Source organism: Micromonospora sp. NPDC051141, assembly GCF_044455765.1.
Taxonomy (GTDB): domain Bacteria; phylum Actinomycetota; class Actinomycetes; order Mycobacteriales; family Micromonosporaceae; genus Micromonospora.
Map to the genome: position 1 here is coordinate 78,645 of NZ_JBITFD010000001.1, position 21,810 is coordinate 100,454.

Below are 21,810 nucleotides of genomic sequence, written 5' to 3' on the forward strand. Positions count from 1 at the left end.
GTGACGTTCTCGGTCGACGGTCAGCGGGCGGAGGTGGTGGCGCGCACCCACGGGAGGGCGAACCGCTCGATCGCGCTCAGGGCCGCGTAGAGCACGATGCTCATCAGCGCCACCAGCATGATGGCCGCCCACGCGGTCGCCGTGTCGCCCACGCCGTTGTACTGGAGGATCTGGTAACCGAGGCCGGGACGGTCCGAGTAGAACTCCCCGATCACCGCGCCGATCGCGGCCAGCGGCATGGCCACCTTGAGGCCGACGAAGATCTGCGGCAACGCGGCCGGCAGGCGGACCTTGCGGAACGACTGCCACCAGGAGGCGTTCAGCGACCGGCCCAGCTCCGCCAGGTCGGCCGGGGTGGTGGTCAGGCCGGTGGCGGTGGAGAGCACGATCGGGAAGAAGCAGAGCAGGAACACCATGGTCAGGATGGGTTTCTGACCGAAGCCCACGGCCACCACGAGCAGCGGACCGAAGGCGATCTTCGGGACCGCGTTCACCGCCACCAGCAGCGGCGCGAACATCCGCTCCACCCGGCGGGACGCGGCCAGCGCCATCCCGATCAGCACGCCGACGACCGACGAGAGCAGGAAGCCCGAGAGCGTCATCCAGGTGGTGATCCCCAGGGCGGGCAGCAGCACGTCGGTGGTGGCGGCGAGCGAACGGGCCACCGCCTGCGGCGGCGGCAGCGCGACCGGGTGCACCAGGTGCAGCACGGAGGTGACCAGCCACCAGGCGGCCACCGCGATGACCAGCCCGAGCACCGGCAGGCCGACCGCCGCCGGGGGTACGCCCCGACCGCGCCGGGCGCGCGCCGGCTCCGCCGGCGCTCCCGGCCGGGCCTCGGTCAACTGCGTCAACGTGTCCTCCTTGTCCGGCCGGTCGGCACGACCGGCACGCGAAGGGGGTGCGCCCACCGGGTGTCCCGGCGGGTCGCACCCCCGTTGGTCCGAGCGACCGGTCAGGCCTTCGGCGCGAGGTCGAAGTTGATGATCTGGTCGGGGGTGAGGTTCTGCTTCAGCGCGCCCGCGCCCTGGAGCAGCGCGATGCTCTTGGCCACCCGGCCGCTGTCCAGCGTGCCGATCGCGGTGCCGGAGTTGCTCGACCGGACGTACGCGGCCATCAGCCGGAGCTCGGCGGCGGACGCGGCCGGGACGGCGGCCGGCACGTTCTTCTTCAGGATCTCGCCCGCCTCGTCCGGGTGCTCCAACGCGTACTCCAGGCCCTTGAGCAGCGCGGCGGTGAACTTCTTCACCATCTCCGGCTTCTCCTTGGCGATCTTGGTGGAGGTGATCAGCGCGTTGCCGTAGAGGTCCTGCATCACGTTGCTGTACGGCAGCACGACCGGCTTCTTCTTGGTCACCACCTCGACGGTGGGCTGACCGACGACGAACTGGCCGATGCCGTCCACCGAACCGGAGCCGAGCATGCCGATCAGGCCCTGCGCCTCACCGTTGACCCAGGTCACCTTGCTGTTGTCGATGCCGGCCAGCCGCGCGTACGTGGGGAAGAGGTTGCGCACGACGGAGGTCGGGGTGTCGGCGAGCTTCTTGCCCTCCAGGTCCTTCGGGGTGGCGATGTTCTTGCCCTCGACCGTGACGATGGCCGCCATGGTGCGCTGCTGGATCGCGGCCACCGCCACGAAGTCCTTCGCCTGGCCGTTGCCGAGCTGGAGGATGCCACCGGTCAGGTCGATCGGGCCGAAGTCGGCCTGACCGCCGGTGATGGTCTGGATGACCGAGCCGGTGCCCTGGCCCGGCTTGATGTCGACGTCGAAGCCGGCCTCCTTGAAGAAGCCCTTGTCCTTCGCCACCCAGGCGTAGGAGTCACGGCCGAAGTTGCCGAACGAGGTGAGGTAGGTCACCTTCTCCAGCGCCCCGCCGGTGCCGCCGCTGCTCTCGGACTTGTCCGAGTCGCTGCTGCAGCCGCCGACGAGGGCGAGGGCGGTCGCCAGCGCCGCCGCGGCGACTGTGCGGGTCAACCTTCTCATCAGTGCACCATGTCCTTTCCGACCTGGGCATCTTCGCCGGTCGGGTCGTGGGTCCGACGGGGTCGGCAGGGGGGATTGGCCGACTGGACCGTCGCGAGGGGACTCTTCGCGCGCAACAGCGTACGAGAAGCCAGATGACGCGCAGCAACCGTCCGGGTTGCGGAACGGAAACGAACGTGCATAAGAGGGGTGCGCGGACGTCCACCCCCGACAGAGCGACCGGACGAGTCCCGCTACGCTAGCCCGATTCGCGTTCGGACGACGTGGGAAGGGAGCCGGCAGATGATCCGACTGTCCGGGGTGTCCCGCACCTTCGACGGCCGCTCAGGGCGGGTGGAGGCGCTGCGCGGCATCGACCTCGACGTCGCCGAGGGTGAGTTCCTCGCCGTCCTCGGCCGGTCCGGCTGCGGAAAGTCCACTCTGCTGCGGATGATCGCCGGCCTGCTGCCGGCCACCGCCGGGGAGATCACCGTCGCCGGCACGCCGATCACGAAGCCGCGCCAGGACGTCGCCATGCTGTTCCAGCGGCCGGCGCTGCTGCCCTGGCGCACGGTGCTCGACAACGTGCTGCTGCCGGTGGAGATCTTCGGCTGGAGCCGGGCGAAGCACCGCGACCGGGCCCGGGCGCTGCTGGAGATGGCCGGGCTGGGCGGCTTCGAGAAGCGCCTCCCGCACGAGCTGTCCGGCGGCATGCAGCAGCGGGTCTCCCTCTGCCGGTCGCTGATCGGCTCACCCCGCGTGATGCTGATGGACGAGCCGTTCTCCGCGCTCGACGCGCTCACCCGGGAGGAACTCTCCGGCGAGCTGCAACGGGTCCACATGGACACGAAGGCGACGATCGTCTTCGTCACCCACTCGATCGACGAGGCGGTGCTGCTGGCCGACCGCGTGGTCGTGCTCAGCCCGCGTCCCGGCCGGATCCGCGAGGTGGTCGAGGTGGCCGTGCCCCGGCCCCGCACCCTGGGCCGGCACGCGCACCTGGCCGACGTCGCCCGGATCAGCGCCGAGCTGCACGAACTGCTGATGGAACGGGACGCACCCGGCGTACCCATGCCGGCCGGCCCGGTGGGACCGCCGGCCACGCCGGTCGAGACGCCGCCGCGGGCCGCGGCGGCGGGAGGACGGTGAACATGCGGGTCACGGTCTTCACCGAACCCCACCGCGGCGCGGACTACGACGACCAGCTCCGGTTCGCCCGGCTGGTCGAGGAGACGGGCTTCGAGGGCTTCTTCCGGGCCGACCACTACCGGTCGATGGGGAACGAGCCGGCGCCGCCCGGCCCCACCGACGCCTGGCTGACGCTCGCCGCGCTGGCCCGGGAGACGTCCCGGATCCGGCTCGGCACGCTCGTCACCTCCGCCACCTTCCGGCTCCCCGGGCCGCTGGCCGTGATGGTCGCCCAGGTCGACCGGATGAGTGGCGGCCGGGTCGAGCTGGGCATCGGCGCCGGCTGGTACGAGCGCGAACACACCGCGTACGGCGTCCCGTTCCCGCCGGTCAACGAGCGGTTCGATCGGCTGGCCGAGCAGTTGGAGATCGTCACCGGGCTGTGGCGCACCCCGTCCGACGAGACGTACAGCTTCACCGGCGAGCACTACCGGCTGGTCGACTCGCCCGCGCTGCCCAAGCCGGTGCAGCAGCCCGGCCCGCCGGTGATCGTCGGCGGCAAGGGCCCCAAGCGCACCCCGGAGCTGGCCGCCCGGTACGCCGACGAGTTCAACATGCCGTTCAAGAGCGTCGCCGAGACGGCCGCCGCCTACGAGCGGGTCCGGGAGGCGTGCGACCGCACCGGGCGCGACGCGTCCGGGCGTGCGCCGCTGACCCTCTCCGCCGGGATCGTGGTGGCGATCGGGCGCACCGACGCCGAGGCGCAGCGACGGGCCGCGCCACTGCACGTCGCCAGCGCGCTTCCGCCGGAGGACCCGGTGGTCGGCTCCCCCGCCCAGCTCGTCGACCGGCTCGGCGAGTTCGCCGCGGTCGGCACCACCCGGGTGCACCTGCGGCTGATCGACTTCGACGACCTCGACCACGTGGAGCTGATCGCCGCCGAGGTGCTCCCCCAACTGGACGGAGCACGATGACCCACGCGCACGCCGACCTCGAACTCGGCCCGGTGGGCCAGGAGATCGTCTACGAGAACGACCGGGTCCGGGTCTGGCACATCCGGCTGGAGCCGGGCGAGCGCCAGCCGCTGCACCGCCACGACCACCCGTACCTGGTGGTGGCGATCGAGGGTGCGAAGAACGTGGTGCAGACGATCGACGGCACCACGATCGACGCCGACGAGCCCACCGGCGGGGTGGTCTATCGCGACCCCGGGGCGGTGCACATGCTGACCAACGTCGGCGACACCACCTACCTCGCCCGGCTGGTCGAGCTGAAGTAGCCACGCCGGCGGCGGTTCGCCGCGCCGCGCGGTGGCAAGGTGGCGAACCACCCCACCGGGCCGTAACGTGCCCGACATGGCCTTTCGGACGTGGGGCAGGCTGCTGCTCACGGCGCTCGGGGTGAGTGTGCTGGCCGCTGCCGGCCAGCTCGGCGTCGCGTACGGCTTCGGTGTCGTCCGCCTCGACGGCGCGTTCGTCGACGTCTCGGTCAACCGCTGGCCCGCCCAGCTCGTCTGGGTCGCCTGGTTCGCCGCCGTCGCCACCGTCGCCGGAGCCGTCCTCACCGAGCGCCTCGCCCGCCGCGAGGATTTCCCCGGTGGCACCACCGAGCTGCTCTCGATCGCCGGCGTCAGCGCGCTCGGCGCGGTCGTGGTCGCCCCGCTCTGCATGCAACCGGCCCGCGCCGCCGAGCTGGGCGGCTCCGTCGACCCGGTCTGGGCGGCCGGCATCTGCGCCGTCCTCGGTGCGGTGGTGGGCGCCGGCGCGGCGATCGCCGTGCTGCTCAAGCCGCCGTTCGGCTGGGGCGTCGCGATCTCCACCGGAATCGTCTGGCTGCTGGCGCTGCTCTCCGTCGCCCCCACGATCGTCGCCAACCGGCCGCTGGCCACCGTACGCCTCGGGGTGCTCGAACCGTCCTGGCTGGGCGCCCCGGCGGCGCAACGCCTGGCCATGCTGTTGCTGCCCACGCTGGCCCTGCTCGCGGGCGGCGCGATCGGTGTGCTGGCCCGCCGGGCCGGGCATCCGCCACTGGTCGGCGGCGCGGCCGGCGCGGCCGGGCCGGTGCTGGTGGCGTTCGCCTACCTGACCGCCGGTCCCGGCACGGCGGCCGACCGCTACCAGCTCGCGCCCTACTACGGCGCGCTGATCGCGGTCGCCGCCGGGGCGCTCGGCGCGACCGCCACCTCGGTGCTGCCCCGGCCGGGCAACGCCGACGCCGTCGACCCGACCGACATCCTCGCGCCGCTGCCGCCCAGCGCGCCCGTTCCGACGACACCGGCCACCACCGCGCCGGCACCGGCCACGGCCGGCGCGCCGGCTCCCGCGCACTGGGACTGGCCGGAGGCCGGCGGGTCGGTCACGCCGCCGTCGTCGGCCCCCCGACACGCCGGTCCGGCGTCGTCCGTCGACGACGAGCGACCGGCCCGGTCGGTCACACCGGCCGACGCCCGGCACGACGAGGATCCGGCCCGCACGTCCCCGATGCCCGGCCTGCTGCCGCCGGGCCGGCGCACCTCGGCCATCGACGTCCTCGCCGCCGGCCGCCCCGACTCGCAGCCGTCGACCGGGCCGGCTCCGGCCGGCTCCGGCCCGCCCGGAACGACCACCGCCGGAACGGGCACCGTCGGAACGACCACCGCCGGAACGGGCACCACCGGGTCGGGCACCGATGGGGCGGGCACCGATGGGGCGGGGGCCCACGAGTCCGGGACCGACGGGCGGAGGGCTGACGAGCCGGGGACCGACGGGCGGGAGGCCATGCGGCCGGTTTCCGCACCGGAGGCGACCGGCACCGACCCGACGGCCGGTACGCCGTCCGGCGCGGTCACGCCGACCACCACCGGCCCGGCGCGCACGAGGGCCACGATCCCGACGACCGATGCGCCCACCGGCTCCGCGAAGCAGAAGTCCGACGGCACCGCGGAGCAGACGGCCGACGCCGCGGCGGAGCAGAGGTCTGAGGGCACCGCGCGGCAGAAGTCCGACGGCACCGCGGAGCAGAAGTCCGACGGCACGGCGAAAAAGAAGCCCGACGGCACTGCGGAGCAGACGGCCGACGCCACCGCGGCGCAGAAGTCCGACGGCACGGCGGAGCAGACGGCCGACGTCAGGGCAGGACGGGCGGAGGCCGCGCCACGCGCCACCCGGGCACGCCGGAGCCGGGCCGCCACCCGGCCCACAGCGCTCGCGGACGATGCGACAGGCGAACCGGCCGAAGCCCCCCGGACCGGGCGCTCCGGCCGCACCCGACCGACGCGTCCCACCGGTGCGGACACCGGCCCGTCCGCGGCCACGCCACCCGCAGCCACGCCGTCCCCAGCCACGCCCGTCGGTGCCACCGAGGCCGCCGACCTGGCCGGCCCTGGTCTGGCCGCCGGTGCGGTGAGCGCCAACCGGCCCGCCGGGGCCGCCGATACGGTCGGCGCCACCGACGGAGCCGGAGCCACCGACACGGCCAGCACGGCAGCAGGCCCGATCCGGGATCGCACCGACGCGCGTGGCACCGACATGCCGGGCGGAACGCGAACCGGGGAGCCGACGGCCCCGCCGCCACCGGCCCGGCGGCCACGCAGCTTCTTCTTCGACCCCGAGCCGGCCGAGCAACCCGCGCCCGCGTCACCCCGGCCACGGTTCCCGATCTTCGAGGACGCCACCGAGCGAGCGGGGGACGTACGCCCGGCCTGGCCGATCACTCCGCCGGCCGACCGGCCGGCCCGTCCGCCCGCCACCACCACGCCGCCGGCCCCCGGCCGGGACGGCGACGACCCGACCAACCGGGCTGAACCCGCGCCCCGTCCCCGCCCCCGGGGCCTGCCCGAGCCGGGTCGGAGCACCGGGTGGGACGCGCTCGCCACCAACGCCCGCACGGCCGGCCGGCCCGCCGCGGAGGAGGCCGTGCCGGCGCGGACCGACGGCGCGAGGACCGGCATGACCGTGCCGGAGCAGACCACCGGCTCGGGCTCGGGTACCGGCTCGGGCTCGGGTACCGGCTCGGGCTCGGGTACCGGCTCGGGCTCGGGTACCGGCTCGGGCTCGGGTAGAGGCTCGGGCTCGGACTTGGGTTCCGGCTCGGGCTCGGGCACCGGCTCGGGCGCCGGTTCCGGTGCCGGGAAAGACGACCGGGAGGCGTCCCGGGGACGGCACGCCGGGGCGGACGACGCCGAGGCGGCCGGCGGGAAGTCGAAGACCCGGCGCGGACTGTTCCGGCGTAACCGGGACAAGGGCGGACCGGAGCCCGCCGACGAGACCGCCGAGCCGGGCGCAACGACCGACGACGAGTACGTCGACTGGGTCGCCGGGCTCGCCTCGGACGACAACGCCGACGACGCACGTTCCCTGCGTACCGGCCGGCACCACCGCGACTGAGCCGACCCGGGGCCGGGCCGGACCGCGCCCGGCCCCCGGTCACGCTCAGGCCAGCGGCAGGTAGACCTGCGAGCCGGCGGCGACGAACTCCTCGGACTTGCCGCGCATGCCCCGCGCCGCGTAGTCCTTCAGCTCCTGAGTGATCTTCATGGAGCAGAACTTCGGTCCGCACATCGAGCAGAAGTGCGCGGTCTTGGCCGGCTCGGCCGGCAGCGTCGCGTCGTGGTACGCCCGGGCCGTCTCCGGGTCGAGCGCCAGGTTGAACTGGTCCTCCCAGCGGAACTCGAACCGCGCCTTGGAGAGCGCGTCGTCCCACGCCTGCGCACCGGCATGCCCCTTGGCCAGGTCGGCCGCGTGCGCCGCGATCTTGTACGCGATCACGCCGGCCTTCACGTCGTCCCGGTCCGGCAGCCCGAGGTGTTCCTTCGGCGTCACGTAGCAGAGCATCGCGGTGCCGAACATGCCGATCATGGCGGCGCCGATCGCGGACGTGATGTGGTCGTACGCGGGCGCGATGTCGGTGGTCAGCGGGCCCAGCGTGTAGAACGGCGCCTCGTGGCACCACTCCTGCTGGAGGTCCACATTCTCCTTGATCTTGTGCATGGGCACGTGCCCCGGGCCCTCGATCATCACCTGGACGTCGTGCTCCCAGGCCACCGTGGTCAGCTCGCCGAGCGTACGCAACTCGGCGAACTGCGCCTCGTCGTTGGCGTCCGCGATCGACCCGGGACGCAGCCCGTCGCCGAGCGAGAACGTCACGTCGTACTTCGCCAGCAGCGCGCACAGCTCCGGGAAGTTCGTGTAGAGGAAGTTCTCCTCGTGGTGCGCCAGGCACCAGGCCGCCATGATCGAACCGCCCCGGGAGACGATGCCGGTCACCCGGTCCACGGCCAGCGGCACGTACGGCAGCAGCACGCCGGCGTGCACGGTCATGTAGTCGACGCCCTGCTCCGCCTGCTCGATCACGGTCTCTCGGAACACCTCCCAGCTCAGCTTCACCGGGTCCCCGCCGACCTTCTCCAACGCCTGGTAGATCGGCACGGTGCCGATCGGCACCGGCGCGTTGCGCACGATCGCCTCGCGGGTCTGGTGGATCCGCCTGCCGGTGGAGAGGTCCATCACGGTGTCCGCGCCCCACCGGGTCGCCCAGGTGAGCTTCTCCACCTCCTCGGCCACCGACGAGGTGACCGCCGAGGTGCCGATGTTGGCGTTCACCTTCACCAGGAACGCCTTGCCGATGATCGCCGGCTCGCACTCCGGGTGGTTGACGTTGAGCGGCAGCACGGCCCGCCCGGCGGCGATCTCGTCCCGGACGAACTCCGGCGTGACGCCCTCCCGGATCGCCACGAACTCCATCTCCGGCGTGACGGTCCCGGCCCGGGCGTACGCGAGCTGGGTCGGCCGGGTTCCCGCCAGCGGGCTGCCGGCGCCCCGCACCGGCGCGACGTCGCCCCGCTCGGCGATCCACGGCCCGCGCAGCGCGGGCAGCCCCACCTCCGGATCCGATCCCGGGCCCGAGGTGTCGTAGAGCCGCACCGGCGGGTTGTCCCCGGTCAGCGTCACCTCCGCGAACGGCACCCGGATGTCCGGCCGCGACCCTTCCACGTACACCTTGCGACGTGCCTGCATGACAGCCTCCCTGTCGCTCAAGCGGACCAGCCGAAGTGGTCCAGCGGGCCGCGTCCCGCGCCCAGCTCCCAGCCCCGCGCGCCGGTCAGCGCGCGGGTCACGTACTCCTTGGCGGCGGCCACCGCGACCGGCACCGCGTCGCCGGCTCCCAGCCGGACCGCGACGGCGGCGGCGAACGAACAGCCGGTGCCGTGGTTGTGCGGGGTGTCCACCCGGGACGCGCGCAGCAGTCGCGTCGGACCATCGCCGGCCAGCACGTCCACCGACTCGCCGGCCGCGTCGACGTCGCCGCCGGTCACCACCACGAACGCCGGCCCGCGCGCCGCCAGCGCCTCGGCCGCGGCGACCATCTCCTCGACCGTGCCGACCGGGCGTCCGGTGAGGGTTGCGGCCTCCGCGCAGTTCGGCGTCGCCACCTCGGCGTACGGCAGCAGCCGCTCGACCGCCTCCGTCACGCCGAGCCGGTGCCCGCTGGTGGCGACCAGCACCGGATCGACGACGAGCCGGGGCAGTCGCCCGTCCCGCGCCGCCCCGGCCACCGCCTCGGCGACCGCAGGCGTGCCGAGCATGCCGGTCTTCACGGCCCGGACGGAGAAGTCGCCGAGCACGCTGTCGAGCTGGTCGCGGACGGTCTGCGGGGGCAGCGGCAGGACGGCGTCCACGCCGCGCGTGTTCTGCGCGGTGACGGCCGTGAGCACGCTCGTCCCGTACGCGCCGAGCGCGGCGAACGTCTTCAGGTCCGCCTGGATGCCGGCGCCGCCGCCGGAGTCGGAGCCGGCGATGGTGAGTAGTACCTGCGGCGTCACTGCGTTCCTTCTCTGGTTGCGGTGGGGGCTGCGGCCGACCGTGCCCACTCCGGGCGGTCAGGCTTGATCCCTGCGTGGTCACGGTCGGCCGCAGCCCTCTCGTGGGGATCTCCGCCGTCGGGTGGGGGGTGCGCGACAACCGGGGTGAACGCCTCCTGGAAGGCGCTGCCCAGCGCGGTGGCGGTTTCGGCGGGATCGGAGGCGCGCATGATCGCGCCGAGCACGGCGACGCCGATGGCACCCGCGTCAACACAGGCCGTGACCTGGGCCGGGGTCTCGATGCCGCCGAGTGCGAGCACCGGCACCGGGCTGACCGCGACCAGCTCGCGCAGCCCTTCCGGGCCCAGCGGTGGGCCGTAGCCGGGCTTCGTCCGGGTCGGGTAGACCGGGGACAGCGTCGCGTAGTCCTCCGTGGTCAGTCGCGCCAGTTCGGCGGCGTCGTGGCAGGAGCGGCCGACCAGCCCGAGGCGCGGCGGCGGGTACGGGCCGGCGGCCGGCAGGTGCACGGCGTCGCCGTCGAGCGGGTCCGGTCCGGCCACGACCAGCGTGCCGCCGACGTCGGCCACGACCGCGCGCAGCGCGACGGCGAGCGCCAGGCGCTCGGCGCGCGGCAGGTCCTTCTCCCGCAGCACCACCCAGCGCACTCCCCCGGCCACGGCACTCGCCACCACGTCGGCCAGCGGTCCCCGGGCGACGCGCCGATCGGTCAGCAGCACCACACCTCCCGGACCGCGCCCGATCCTGGTACTGATCCGCCCCCGGAAGAGCGTGCGCGTACCAAGATCGCCGACAGCGGGACGGGGGGTCACAGGTCGGGCCGGCCGTCGTCGGGGGTGGACGGAAGTGCGTGGGAGCGGCGGGGGATGCGGCCGGCGCCGTACGCGAGGCGACCGGCCTCGACCGCGTGGCGCATGGCGGTGGCCATGGCCACCGGGTCGGCGGCACGGGTGACGGCGCTGGCCAGCAGCACCCCGTCGCAACCCAGCTCCATGGCGAGCGCGGCGTCGGAGGCGGTGCCGATACCGGCGTCGAGGATCACCGGCACGTCGACGGCCTGCCGGATCAGCCGGAGGTGATGCGGGTTGCCGATGCCCAGACCGGAGCCGATCGGCGACCCGGCCGGCATCACGGCGGCGCAGCCGACGTCGGCCAGCCGCCGGGCCAGCACCGGATCGTCCGAGGTGTACGGCAGCACGGTGAACCCGTCGGCGACCAACTCCTCGGCGGCGCGCAGCAGCTCCACCCCGTCGGGCAGCAGCGTGCGCTCGTCGCCGATCACCTCCAGTTTCACCCAGTCGGTGTCGAACGCCTCCCGGGCCAGGTGCGCCGTCTTCACCGCCTCCACCGCGGTCCGGCAGCCGGCCGTGTTCGGCAGCAGCCGTACCTTGCACCGCTCCAGCAGGTCGAGCAGGCCGCCCGCGCCACCCGGCGTGGTGTCGACCCGGCGCAGCGCCAGCGTCACCACCTCCGTGCCGGACGCCCGGACCGCCGCCTCCAGCACGTCCAGGCTGGCCGCGCCGCCGGTGCCGAGCACCAGCCGGGAGCCGAGCGGCACGCCGCCGATCTCCAGGGACATCCCGGTCACCCGCCCTGCGCGGCGCTGAGCACCTCGACGCGGTCGCCGTCGCGCAGCACGCTCGCCGGCCAGCCGCCGCGCGGCACCACCTCGCCGTTGACCGCGACCGCGAGGCCGCGCTGCTGACCGGTGACCGCGCGCACCACCTCGGCGAGCGTGACGCCCTCGGGCAGCGTCCGCCCCGTGCCGTTGACGATCAGTTCCACAGGCGCTCCTTCGCGAACCGTGCCGGGCTGAAGGGGGCGAGCGCCGGGTCCGGCCCGCCGCTGACGATCAGTTCGGTGACCAGGTCGGCGGTGACCGGGGTGAGCACGATGCCGTGCCGGTGGTGCCCGGTGGCGGCGAGCACGTCGGGCCGGCCGGGCAGCGCCCCGATCACCGGCGCGTTGTCCGGCGTGCCCGGGCGCCGCCCGGCGACGGCCTCCACCAGCGCGTACTCGGTCAGCTCGGGGACCAGCTCGGCGGCGGCGCGGAGCAGCCGCAGCACACCGCCGGCGGTCACCTCGACGTCCGCGCGTTCCTCCACGGTGGCGCCGACCACCACCTCGCCGTCCGCCCGGGGCACCAGGTAGACCGGCTCGCCGTCGGCGTACCCCCGGATCACGTGCCGGAAGCCCGGCGGACCGTCGCCGGGCGCGCGGAGCCGCAGCACCTGGCCCTTCACCGGGCGGACCGGCAGCCCGGTCAGCGCCGCCGCGCCGCAGCCGGCCGCGACCACGGTGACCCGCGCGTCCACCTCGGACAGCGCGCCGACCCGCGTCGGCCGGAACGTCACGCCGGCCCGCTCCGCCGCGACCCGCAGCGCGGCGACCAGGCGGCGCGGGTCGACCTGGTGGTCGCCGGGCGCGACCGCGCCGCCGCGCACCCGGGTGGCCAGCGCCGGCTCGCGGTCGCGCAGCGCCGACGGGCGCAGCGGCGTGATCGGCAACCCCAACCCCTGCTGGTACGACCACAGCCGCCCCGCCTCGGCCAGGTCGTCGGCGGTGAGCCCGACCACAAGCGTGCCCTCGGTGCGGTGGCCCAGGTCGACGCCGCTCGCCTCGGCAAGCTCGGCGGCGAACGCCGGCCACCGGGCCGCGGACTCGACCAGCAACCCGGTCAGCTCCCGCTCCCCGAAGTACGCCTCGGCGACCGGGGCGAGCATGCCGGCGGCCACCCGCGACGCACCCGACCCGGGCCGGTCGTCGTACACGCTCACCCGCAGCCCGCGCTGCGCGCACCGCCACGCGATCGCCAGCCCCACCGGCCCCGCCCCCACCACCCCCACCTCGGAAAGGAAGGGCCCCCTGTCAACGCCTCCGGTAGCGGAAGGGGCCCCGCCTAACACGTCAGCGCCCGGAGCAGCTCGGCGGTGGCGCGCGCCGGGTCGGCCGCCGAGCTGAGCGCTCCGACCACCGCCACTCCGTACGCCCCGGCCGCCCGCAACGCCGGCACCGCCGCGGCGGTCACCCCGCCGATGGCGATCACCGGCACGGTCACCGCGTCGGTGACCGCGCGTACCCCGTCCGGGCCGATCGGCGCGGGCAGCCCCGGCTTGGTGGTGGTGGCGTGGCAGGGGCCCACGCCCAGGTAGCTCGCTCCGGCGGCGACCGCGGCCCGGGCGGCGTCCGGCTCCCGGGCGGTCGCGCCGAGCACCGCGTCGACGCCGAGCACCCGGCGGGCGGCGGCCACCGGCAGGTCGTCCGCCCCGACGTGGCCACCGGCCGCGCCCACCGCGAGCGCCACGTGCAACCGGTCGTTGATTAGGCAACACGTGCCGTACGGCCGGCACGCCTCGACCACCCGGCGGGCCAGCTCGTACGCCTCCCGGTCGGTGGCGTCGTCCGTCACGCGGACCTGCACGACGAGTTCGGCGCGGCCCACCGGCATGGCGGCACGCAGCACGCCGAGCGGATCCCGCCCCGGTCGGGTGTCGGTGATGAGATGCAGTCGTCCCAGGGACGGCACGGCAACGCTCCTCCCTGCGCCGGCATTACCCGGATCAGGTTCAACGGTCGGGGGCTGTCAGCCCCCCTCTCAGCCCGGTCCACACCGGGCTCCCGTGGGTCACTTGCGGCCTACCGTACGACGCCTCCCCGCCGTACGGAAGACCGGGTGAGTTTTTTCCCAGGACCGCACCACCCGGCGGGCCGGGACGGCGGCTGACCGTCACGTCACAGCACGCTGCCAGGATGTCCGTTCCCGCGCGTATCCCGCGCTGCCTTGCGCGCCTGCCGTTCCGGGGCAGCCGTGCCGTCTCCGAAGGGCTGCTCACCTGGACGATGCTCCGCGGGCCGACGTGGGTCCGCCTGCTGCCGGACGTGTACGTGCACCGGCACGGATACCGTGTCGACGACCATCGGATGTGGTGCGAGGCGGTGGCGTTGCGCCTGCCGCCGGGTGCCGTGCTGGCGGGACGGGAGCGCCGCCTGGTTGTTCGGTGCCGAGCTGCTCAGCCGTGACGCGCCGGTGACTGTGCTACTGCCGACAGACGTCCGGCTGCGCCCGCACCCGCAGTTGACGGTCGTGCGGTCGTCACTGCCCGACGAGGACCGTACCCGGTTCGCCGGGCTGCCGGTCACCACCGCGCTGCGCACCGCGTTCGACCTCGGTCGGCTGGGCCCCCGGGTGGAGGCGCTGGTCGCCGTGGACGCGCTACTGCGTCGCCGGGTGGTGAGGCTGTCCGCGCTGCGTGACTACGCCGAAACCCGGTCCGGCTGGCCGGGTGCGCCGCTGCTGCGCGAGGTCTTGACGCTGGCTGAACCGTTGAGCGAGTCCCCGATGGAGACTCGCCTGCGGTTACTCCTCCTCGACGCCGGCATCGGCCCACTCACCGCGCAGCACGAGATACGCGCGGCCGGACGCTTCGTGGCCCGGGTGGATCTGGCCTGTCCGGTGCTGCGCCTCGCGATCGAGTACGACGGCGACCACCACCGTGAGCGGGCACACTTCCGGCGTGATGTGGCACGTCTCAACGCGCTCCGTGCGGCTGGCTGGGTCGTGCTCCGGTTCACCGCCGACGACGTGCTGCGCCGTCCCGACGCCACCGTCGCACTGGTCCGCCAGGCCCTCGCTGAACGCCGCGCCCCGACACCACCCCACTGACCCCTTCCCCCGGACACCCATGGCGTTCCACCCGCGGCCGGTGCTGGCGGCGAGTGGAGCGTCATGGGTGTCAAAAAGGTCGTGAGACACCCATGACGTTCCACCCCTGGCGAAGGCTGGCTTTGGGTAGGGGGTGGGGGCGGGGTCAGAGGAGGGCGTTGAGGGCTTCCAGGTCCTCGTCGGTGGGCTGCCAGGTGCCCACCTCGGCGTTGGCGCGTACCTGCTCCGGAGTGGTCGCGCCGGCGATCACCGAGGTCACCGCCGGCTGGGCGGCCAGCCCGCCGATGGCCACCTGGAGCATGCTGATCCCCCGCTCGGCGGCGTACGCCTCGATGGCCTCGATGGTGTCCCAGCGCGCCGCCGCCAGCCGCTCGGCGTACCGGCCGCCGCCGGCCAGCCGGCTGCCCGTCGGGGGCGCCTCGCCCCGCTTGTACTTGCCGGTGAGCAGCCCGTTGGCGAGCGGGAAGAACGGCAGCATGCCGAGGCCGAACCGCTCGCAGGCCGGGATCACCTCGTCCTCCACCCCCCGCTCCAGCAGCGAGTAGTGGTTCTGCGCGGAGATGAACCGGGTACGCCCCGCCGACGACGCGGTCCAGTCGGCGTCGGCGATCTGCCAGCCGGCGAAGTTGGAGTTGCCGAGGTAACGGACCTTGCCGGCGGTCACCAGGTCGTCCAGCGCGGCGAGCGTCTCGTCGATCGGCGTGCCCGGGTCGGGCTCGTGCATCTGGTAGAGGTCGATGTGGTCGGTGCCGAGCCGGCGCAGCGACGCCTCGACCGCGCGGGCGATGTAGCGGCGGGCGCCCCGGGCGCCGTGGTCCGGGCCGTTCGCGCCGTGCATGTCCATGCCGAACTTGGTGGCGACCACCACGTCGTCGCGGCGCCCCTTGAGCGCCTGACCGAGCAGCTCCTCGGAGCCGCCCTGCGGTTCGCCGTAGATGTCGGCGGTGTCGAAGAAGGTGATCCCGGCGTCGAGCGCGGCGTCGACCACCGCCCGGGTGCCGTCGCTGTCGAGTTTGCGGCCGAAGTTGTTGCAGCCGATGCCGACCACGGACACCACGAGCCCGGAGTCGCCCAGCCGGCGATAGGTCATCTCACTCACGAGATCCACCCTATGCCCGCCGCCGCGCACCCACCCGCCAGCGCCGGCACCGGTCACCGCGGAGGTGACCCATCCACGCCATCAGGTTGGCAGCGCCCCGCCGAGCCCGCCGATCGCAGACCCACCGGCGAGCCGCGCCGGCCAGGCCGACGGGTGAGCGCGTCGACGGCGGTGGCCACCGCCGGCCGTCAACCGAGCGCGTCGCGCGCCAGCATCCGGGCGGCATCGACCGTCGCCGCCAGTTCCTCCGGGGTACGCCCCACGGCGCCGAGCAGCGCCTGCGTCCGGGCGGTGAAGTCCGGTGGCGCGCCCGGCAGCCGTCCGGCCGAGGCGAGCATGCCCTTCTCGTTGACCAGCCATCGCCCGGCCCGGCCGTGCAGCGCCTGCGCCAGCACGCCGACCACCCGGAACAGGCACCCGGCCACGTACCCGGCGTCGCCGCCGGCCGCGCCCTTGGCCGCGCCGTCGAGCAGCAAACCGGTCTCCCAGCCGCCGGCCACGAGTGCCGCGCCGAGCGCGGGCGGGTAGTGGACGGTCTCGGCCCGCAGCGCGGTCAGCTCGCCGGTCGGGTCGCCCAGCACCCGGCCGAGCGCGACCTCCCCGGCGTACGCGGACGAGTAGAACCCGAGCGGGTGCCCGGCCTGCACCTCGACCGTGTAGCGGCCGGCGCGGCAGTCCGCCCAGACCCGGTGCACCCGGTCCAGGTCCCGGTAGATCCAGTCCACCGCCACCCCGCCGACGCGCAGCCAGCCACCGCCGTCGACCCAGGGGCCCCAGCCGCCGGGCCCGGTGAGGTCCACCGGGCTGTCGGCGACCGAGTCGGCGACCGCGCGCAGCCCGGCCACGTCCGGCGTACCCCGGTAGTAGAGGCCGACGTCCCAGTCGGAGTCGGGCCGGTGCTCGCCGCGGGCCCGGCTGCCGCCGAGCGCCACGGCGACCACGCCGTCGACCGCGCAGAGCCGGTCGACCAATTCCTGGTCGATCATCCAACGTCCCAGACCGGCTCCGGCGTCTCCACCACGTCCCCGTCGCCGCGGAACAGCACGAACCGGTCGAAGGTCCGGGTGAACCACCTGTCGTGCGTCACCGCGACCACCGTGCCGTCGAACGCGGTCAGCCCGGCCTCCAGCGCCTCGGCGGAGGCCAGGTCGAGGTTGTCGGTCGGCTCGTCGAGCAGCAGCAGCGTGGCCCCGGACAGCTCCAGCAGCAGCACCAGGAAGCGGGCCTGCTGGCCGCCGGAGAGCGTGCCGAAGCGCTGGTCGCCCTGGCCGGCCAGCTCGTAGCGGGACAGCGCCGCCATGGCCGCGTGCCGGTCCATGCCGGCCCGGTGCTCGTCGCCCCGCCACAGCACCTCGACAAGCGTCTTCGCCATCAGCTCCGGGCGGTCGTGGGTCTGCGAGAAGTGCCCCGGCCGGACCCGGGCGCCGAGCCGCACCACGCCGCCGTGCGCGACCGGCGCGAGCGCGGCGGCGCCGTCGACAGGCGTGTTACCCGGCTCGGGGTCGGTGCCGCCGCGGGCCAGCAGGCGCAGGAAGTGCGACTTGCCGGTCCCGTTCGCGCCGAGCACCGCGACCCGGTCGCCGTACCAGAGTTCCAGGTCGAACGGGTAGGTCAGGCCGTCCAGCTCCAGTTGCTCGGCGATCACCGCGCGCTTGCCGGTCCGCCCGCCGGTCAGCCGCATCCGGATGTCCTGGTCCTTCGGAGGTACGGGCGGCGGCCCGGCCTCCTCGAACTTGCGCAGCCGGGTCTGCGCGGCCTGGTAGCGGGAGGCCAGCCCGTCGTTGTACGCGGCCTTCTGCTTGTACATCAGCATCAGTTCGCGCAGCTTCTGGTGTTCCTCGTCCCAGCGCCGGCGCAGCTCGTCGAGGCGGGCGTGCCGGGCCACCCGCGCGTCATGCCAGCTCGCGAAGCCGCCGGGGTGCACCCAGGCGCTGCCGCCCTCCACGGCGACCACCCGGTCGGCGGTCTGCGCCAGCAGCTCCCGGTCGTGCGAGACGTAGAGCACCGACTTGGCGGACTCCCGCAGCCGCGCCTCCAGCCACCGCTTGCCCGGCACGTCGAGGAAGTTGTCCGGCTCGTCGAGCAGCAGCACCTCGTCCGGGCCGCGCAGCAGCAGTTCCAGCGCGAAGCGTTTCTGCTGGCCGCCGGAGAGCGTCCGGACCGGTCGGTCCCGGGCGGTGTCCCACGGCAGGTCCAGCACGATGGTGGTGACGGTGTCGAAGAGCACCTCGGCGTCGTACCCGCCGGCTTCACCCCAGGCGGCCAGCGCGTCGGCGTACGCGAGCTGGGCCTTGCCGGCGGCGGAGCTGAACTTGCCGCGGACCTCGGCCGTCCGCATGGCCGCCTCGGTCTCGACCAGCCGGCGCCCGGCGTCACGCAGCGCCGGCGGCGCGAGTGACAGGGCCAGGTCGGCGAGCGTCGACTCGTCACCGATCATGCCGATGAACTGCCGCATCACGCCCAGCCCGCCGGCGCGGGCGATCGCACCGGTGGGCACCGGCAGGTCACCGGCGACCATCCGGAGCAGCGTCGTCTTGCCGGCGCCGTTGGGGCCGACGAGCGCCACCTTGGCGCCCTCACCGACCCGGAACGACACGTCGCGGAACAGCTCCCGCCCGTCCGGGAGGATGTGCCCGACCCCTGCCACGTCCACGTATCCCACGCGGGCATCCTGCCCGAGCCGGCGGCCCGACCGACACCGGATTACCGGGTGACGCGGAGCACCCGGTAGCCCTTCTGGCTGGCGTGCCGCTGCACCTGCCAGCCCTGCTCGACCAGCCAGCGGTGCAGCGAGTCGCCGCCGAGGTGCCGGGCGACGACCAGCCAGGCCACCCCGTCCGGGGTGAGCCGGGGCAGCCAACGCAGCAGCAGGTCGTGCAGTTCGGCCTTGCCGATGTGGATCGGCGGGTTCGACCAGATCTGCGCGAACGTGACGTCCGGCGGCAGGTCGTCCGGGGCGACGGCGTGGACCCGGTCGGCCGCGTCGACGCGGGCGGCGTTGGCCGTGGTGAGCGCGCGGGCCCGTTCGTTGACGTCCACCGCCCAGACCGTGGCGGTCGGCGCGACCGTGGCCAGGACGCAGGTGATCGGGCCGAACCCGCAGCCGATGTCGAGCAGCGGGCCGGCGGCGTCGGCGGCCGGCAGATCGGCCTTGCGCAGCAGCACGGCGGTGCCGGGGTCGAGCCGGTCGGCGGAGAAGACGCCGCCGGCCGAGGTGAGCGTGTAGTCGCGCCCGGCGACGGAGAACTCGACCTCGCGGGGGCGGGCCGGGGTCGTGGGCTCAGCGGTGAAGTAGTGGTCGCCGGTCACGCGGGCATTCTCGCATCGGCAGGTGGCGGCCCGGGCGACGGTACGGCGGGCAGGGAGCGACGCCACCCCGTCGGAATTTCCCGATATTCCCCCTGAAAGGGATAATCGGCCCTACTCTATCCCACATGGTGTACCGGTACGAGTCCGATGAGGACGCCTTCCTCGAATATCCGGAGCCCGGGCCGGCCCCGGTCGGGCCCGTGGTCGCGACGCCGCCACCGGCCGGCCCGTCGCCGTCCCGCTTCCCCACGCCGTCGCTGCCACCGGCCCGGACCACCCGCCCGGTCCTCGACGACGCCCGGGCGCCCGCCCCCGCGCCACCCGCGCCGGTGCCCACACCGCCCCGGGAGCCCGCCCCGGTGCCCCAGCCCGCACCACCGGCGCCGCAGCCGGTGCCCGCCGCGACCGCAGGCCCGACCGTGCCGGTCCCGGCCAGCCCGACGTTCCGCACCACGAGCCTGCCCGACCAGGCACGGAACCGGCGGGCCGGCCGCCACGCCGGTGGCCGGTTCTGGCAGGCGCTGGTCGGCGGCGCCGCCGTGCTGCTCCTGCTCTCCCTCACCGGCCTGGCCGTCGCGGCGCTGCTCGACGAGCGCGCCGACACGCCGCCGACGAGCGAGCAGACCCCCCTGCCGACGGTGTCCGAGTCGGGCGTGCCCGGCCGGTCCGACCTGGACTCCCGGGACACCGACCAGGCGACGCTCACCGCCAAGGAACTGTTCCCGGGCAAGCAACTCGTGGTCACCGACGGCAAACCGGCGTACCGGGTGCTCAAGACGCAGGCCAGCACCGACTGCGCGGTCTCGGCCACCGGCGAGATCGCCGACCTGCTGGTCCGGCTCGGGTGCAACCAGGTCGTCCGGGGCACGCTGCGCTCCCCCGACGGCGACCACCTGCTCACCGCCGGCCTGTTCAACCTGACCGACCTGGCCAGCGCCCAGCGGGTACGGGACCGGATCCGCCCGCTGCTGGACGACCGCCAGGGACGGTTCCGGGGCCTGCCGGCGGGTGCGGGCACCGAGGCGGTGGAGAAGGCCGCCGCCCGGGTCGGCTGGCAGGTACGCGGCCACTACCTCGCCTTCTGCCTGGTCACCCGCGCGGACGGGGAACGGATCCCGACCGACGACGCGGTCGCCCGCGAGATCATGTTCGACCTGATCGAGCTGCACCTGAACCGGAACGTGCTGGAGCACCGGGCCGCGGGCGGCACGGCCGGCCAGCCCACCGACGGGCCGACCGAGGACAGCGCCGGCCAGCGCGGCACCGGCGACTGAAGCGGCACTCCCCCGGCCCGCCATCCACCCCGGTGGCGGGCCGTTCGCCGTCTCCGGGCCGCTTCGCCGCGCCGGCGTCGTCCTCCGCCCGGCTCAGCCCTCGGCGACCGGGACCCGCAACCGGCGGGTGAGGTCGGCGCGGCGGGCGTACTCCGTCGGGTCGGCCGGGTAGCCGACCTCGACCAGCGCGAGGCCGTGCGCGGGCGCCACGGTGACCTCGCTGGACCGCTCCCGGCGGGTCAGCAGCCCGGCCGGCCACTCGACCGGCCGCCGGCCGTCACCGGCGACCAGCATGGCGCCGACGAGACTGCGCACCATGTTCTGGCAGAACGCGTCGGCCCGCACGGTGGCGACCAGGATCCCGTCCGGGTCGCGCCGCCAGTCCAGCCGGGTCACCTCGCGCAGCGTGGTGGCGTTCTCCTTGCGCCGGCAGTACGCGGCGAAGTCGTGCTCGCCCACCAGACCGGCCGCGGCCTCGTTCAACGCGGCCAGGTCCAGCGGCTTCGGCCAGGCCAGCGTGTCCCGCCGGCGCAGCGGCTCGGCGCCCCACGGCGCGTCGGTGACCCGGTACTCGTAGCGCCGGAAGATGGCCGAGAACCGGGCGTCGAAGTCGGCCGGCACCTCGGTCATCGCGCGTACCCGGGCGTCCGGCGGGAGCAGCCGGGCCAGCCGGCGCAGCAGCCGCCCCTCGTGCGCCCGCCACACCTCGGTCGGCAGGTCCAGGTGGCAGACCTGCCCGGTGGCGTGCACCCCGGCGTCGGTCCGCCCGGCCACGGTGAGCCCGGTGACCGTGCCGGCGCCGAGCACCAGGTCCAGCGTCGCCATGAGCACGCCGGCCACCGTGCGCCGGGTGGGCTGCGGGGCCCATCCGGAGAAGTCGGTGCCGTCGTACGAGACGTCCAGCCGCAGCCGGGTCCGCTCGCCCACCTCGTACCTCCCGTTGACGGCGACGGGCCCGGCACCCCCCGTGGGGATGCCGGGCCCGGTCGAGCCTGAACTCAGGCCTTGTCGTTCTCGGTGGCCTCGTCGCTGTCCTCGCGGGCGGCGGCGGTGTCACCGGAGGCGGAGACCGGAGCCTCGGCGTCCTGGTCGCCGGTGCTGGCCTTGGGGGCCTCCTCGGCCGGGGCCAGGGCCTCGACCTTGTCCTGCTGGGCGGCCTTGCGGGCGGCGGTCTTCTTGTTCGCCTTCGGCTCGGCGACCTGAAGCTCCTCGACCAGCTCGATGATCGCCATCGGAGCGGCGTCACCCTTGCGCGGACCGGTCTTCACGATCCGGGTGTAGCCACCGTTGCGGTTGGCGTACCGGGGCGCGATCTGGTCGAACAGGGAGTAGACCACGTCCTTGTCCTTGACGACGCCCAGCACCCGCCGACGCGAGGCGAGGTCGCCGCGCTTGGCCTTGGTGATGAGCTGCTCGGCCAGCGGACGGAGCCGCCGGGCCTTCGTCTCGGTGGTCTGGATCTTGCCGTGCTGGAACAGCGCGGTGGCCAGGTTGGCCAGCATCAGCCGCTCGTGCGCGGGGCTGCCGCCGAGGCGGGGGCCCTTGGTGGGCGTGGGCATGCTTGGTGCTCCTCAGGTG

At 74.6% G+C, this 21,810-nt stretch carries 22 protein-coding genes and 1 riboswitch; of the genes, 7 read left to right on the plus strand and 15 right to left on the minus strand.

The genetic code is table 11. The annotated features are described in order from the left end of the window. Window positions 1-20 precede the first annotated feature (20 nt). Window positions 21-854 carry an ABC transporter permease gene (locus ACIA6B_RS00360; protein ID WP_396769503.1) on the minus strand — a complete coding sequence of 278 codons (834 nt, stop codon included), beginning with the start codon at window positions 852-854 and terminating at the stop codon, window positions 21-23. A 101-nt stretch (window positions 855-955) separates the two neighbouring features. Next, complete coding sequence (locus ACIA6B_RS00365) at window positions 956-1,984, minus strand: ABC transporter substrate-binding protein (RefSeq protein WP_396769505.1); 1,029 nt, start codon at window positions 1,982-1,984, stop codon at window positions 956-958. A gap of 282 nt (window positions 1,985-2,266) precedes the next feature. On the opposite strand from ACIA6B_RS00365, the gene ACIA6B_RS00370 reads away from it, so the two are divergent. The 4 genes from ACIA6B_RS00370 (at window position 2,267) to ACIA6B_RS00385 (ending at window position 7,455) form a co-directional block, all read left to right on the plus strand. After that, entirely contained in the window at window positions 2,267-3,112 is an 846-nt protein-coding gene (locus ACIA6B_RS00370) for an ABC transporter ATP-binding protein (RefSeq protein WP_396769506.1), read from the plus strand. 2 nt (window positions 3,113-3,114) lie between these two features. Then, window positions 3,115-4,065: an LLM class F420-dependent oxidoreductase gene (locus ACIA6B_RS00375; RefSeq protein ID WP_396769507.1), complete on the plus strand. Its 951-nt coding sequence runs from the start codon at window positions 3,115-3,117 to the stop codon at window positions 4,063-4,065. Further along, a complete protein-coding gene (locus ACIA6B_RS00380) occupies window positions 4,062-4,370 on the plus strand; it encodes a cupin (RefSeq protein WP_281938063.1) in 309 nt (102 codons plus the stop codon). The genes ACIA6B_RS00375 and ACIA6B_RS00380 overlap by 4 nt, the downstream gene beginning before the upstream one ends. A gap of 76 nt (window positions 4,371-4,446) precedes the next feature. Beyond that, window positions 4,447-7,455: a hypothetical protein gene (locus ACIA6B_RS00385; RefSeq protein ID WP_396769509.1), complete on the plus strand. Its 3,009-nt coding sequence runs from the start codon at window positions 4,447-4,449 to the stop codon at window positions 7,453-7,455. A gap of 45 nt (window positions 7,456-7,500) precedes the next feature. On the opposite strand, the gene thiC is transcribed toward ACIA6B_RS00385, so the two are convergent. The 7 genes from thiC to thiE form a co-directional block, all read right to left on the minus strand. After that, window positions 7,501-9,084: a phosphomethylpyrimidine synthase ThiC gene (gene thiC / locus ACIA6B_RS00390; protein ID WP_396769511.1), complete on the minus strand. Its 1,584-nt coding sequence runs from the start codon at window positions 9,082-9,084 to the stop codon at window positions 7,501-7,503. Window positions 9,085-9,101: 17 nt separating this feature from the next. After that, complete coding sequence (thiD, locus tag ACIA6B_RS00395) at window positions 9,102-9,890, minus strand: bifunctional hydroxymethylpyrimidine kinase/phosphomethylpyrimidine kinase (RefSeq protein ID WP_396769513.1); 789 nt, start codon at window positions 9,888-9,890, stop codon at window positions 9,102-9,104. After that, entirely contained in the window at window positions 9,887-10,630 is a 744-nt protein-coding gene (locus ACIA6B_RS00400; protein WP_396770199.1) for a thiamine phosphate synthase, read from the minus strand. The genes thiD and ACIA6B_RS00400 overlap by 4 nt, the downstream gene beginning before the upstream one ends. Before the next feature lie 65 nt (window positions 10,631-10,695). Continuing rightward, on the minus strand, window positions 10,696-11,466 hold the full coding sequence (locus tag ACIA6B_RS00405) for a thiazole synthase (protein ID WP_396769515.1): 771 nt from the start codon (window positions 11,464-11,466) through the stop codon (window positions 10,696-10,698). A 5-nt stretch (window positions 11,467-11,471) separates the two neighbouring features. Next, complete coding sequence (thiS, locus tag ACIA6B_RS00410) at window positions 11,472-11,672, minus strand: sulfur carrier protein ThiS (RefSeq protein WP_396769517.1); 201 nt, start codon at window positions 11,670-11,672, stop codon at window positions 11,472-11,474. Next, window positions 11,663-12,793, minus strand: a complete 1,131-nt coding sequence (gene thiO, locus ACIA6B_RS00415) for a glycine oxidase ThiO (protein ID WP_396769519.1) — start codon at window positions 12,791-12,793, stop codon at window positions 11,663-11,665. Before thiO ends, thiS begins: the two co-directional genes overlap by 10 nt. Beyond that, entirely contained in the window at window positions 12,787-13,413 is a 627-nt protein-coding gene (thiE, locus tag ACIA6B_RS00420; protein ID WP_396769521.1) for a thiamine phosphate synthase, read from the minus strand. The genes thiO and thiE overlap by 7 nt, the downstream gene beginning before the upstream one ends. Beyond that, window positions 13,408-13,519: riboswitch (TPP riboswitch) on the minus strand. It overlaps the preceding gene by 6 nt. 118 nt (window positions 13,520-13,637) lie before the next feature. Between thiE and ACIA6B_RS00425 the strand changes: the two genes are divergently transcribed. Continuing rightward, window positions 13,638-13,907 (plus strand): hypothetical protein, encoded by a 270-nt coding sequence (locus ACIA6B_RS00425; RefSeq protein ID WP_396769523.1) that lies wholly within the window; start codon window positions 13,638-13,640, stop codon window positions 13,905-13,907. A gap of 7 nt (window positions 13,908-13,914) precedes the next feature. After that, window positions 13,915-14,550: an endonuclease domain-containing protein gene (locus ACIA6B_RS00430; protein WP_396769525.1), complete on the plus strand. Its 636-nt coding sequence runs from the start codon at window positions 13,915-13,917 to the stop codon at window positions 14,548-14,550. A gap of 145 nt (window positions 14,551-14,695) precedes the next feature. On the opposite strand, the gene ACIA6B_RS00435 is transcribed toward ACIA6B_RS00430, so the two are convergent. From ACIA6B_RS00435 to ACIA6B_RS00450, 4 genes are all read right to left on the minus strand, one after another. Beyond that, window positions 14,696-15,658 (minus strand): aldo/keto reductase, encoded by a 963-nt coding sequence (locus tag ACIA6B_RS00435; RefSeq protein ID WP_396769527.1) that lies wholly within the window; start codon window positions 15,656-15,658, stop codon window positions 14,696-14,698. 179 nt (window positions 15,659-15,837) lie between these two features. Beyond that, window positions 15,838-16,635 carry a nucleotidyltransferase family protein gene (locus ACIA6B_RS00440; RefSeq protein WP_396769529.1) on the minus strand — a complete coding sequence of 266 codons (798 nt, stop codon included), beginning with the start codon at window positions 16,633-16,635 and terminating at the stop codon, window positions 15,838-15,840. Continuing rightward, window positions 16,632-18,311, minus strand: coding sequence for an ABC-F family ATP-binding cassette domain-containing protein (locus ACIA6B_RS00445; protein ID WP_396769531.1), 1,680 nt, complete (start codon window positions 18,309-18,311; stop codon window positions 16,632-16,634). The genes ACIA6B_RS00440 and ACIA6B_RS00445 overlap by 4 nt, the downstream gene beginning before the upstream one ends. Before the next feature lie 41 nt (window positions 18,312-18,352). Continuing rightward, window positions 18,353-18,958, minus strand: coding sequence for a class I SAM-dependent methyltransferase (locus ACIA6B_RS00450; protein WP_396769533.1), 606 nt, complete (start codon window positions 18,956-18,958; stop codon window positions 18,353-18,355). Window positions 18,959-19,083: 125 nt separating this feature from the next. Here ACIA6B_RS00450 and ACIA6B_RS00455 point away from each other — a divergent pair, with 125 nt between their 5' ends. Beyond that, the gene (locus ACIA6B_RS00455) at window positions 19,084-20,232 is read left to right on the plus strand and encodes a hypothetical protein (protein WP_396769535.1); all 1,149 of its coding nucleotides are present in this window, start codon (window positions 19,084-19,086) and stop codon (window positions 20,230-20,232) included. Window positions 20,233-20,325: 93 nt separating this feature from the next. Here ACIA6B_RS00455 and truA read toward each other — a convergent pair whose 3' ends face one another. After that, entirely contained in the window at window positions 20,326-21,159 is an 834-nt protein-coding gene (truA, locus tag ACIA6B_RS00460) for a tRNA pseudouridine(38-40) synthase TruA (protein WP_396769537.1), read from the minus strand. A gap of 71 nt (window positions 21,160-21,230) precedes the next feature. Continuing rightward, on the minus strand, window positions 21,231-21,791 hold the full coding sequence (rplQ, locus tag ACIA6B_RS00465) for a 50S ribosomal protein L17 (RefSeq protein ID WP_396769539.1): 561 nt from the start codon (window positions 21,789-21,791) through the stop codon (window positions 21,231-21,233). Window positions 21,792-21,810: the final 19 nt, after the last annotated feature.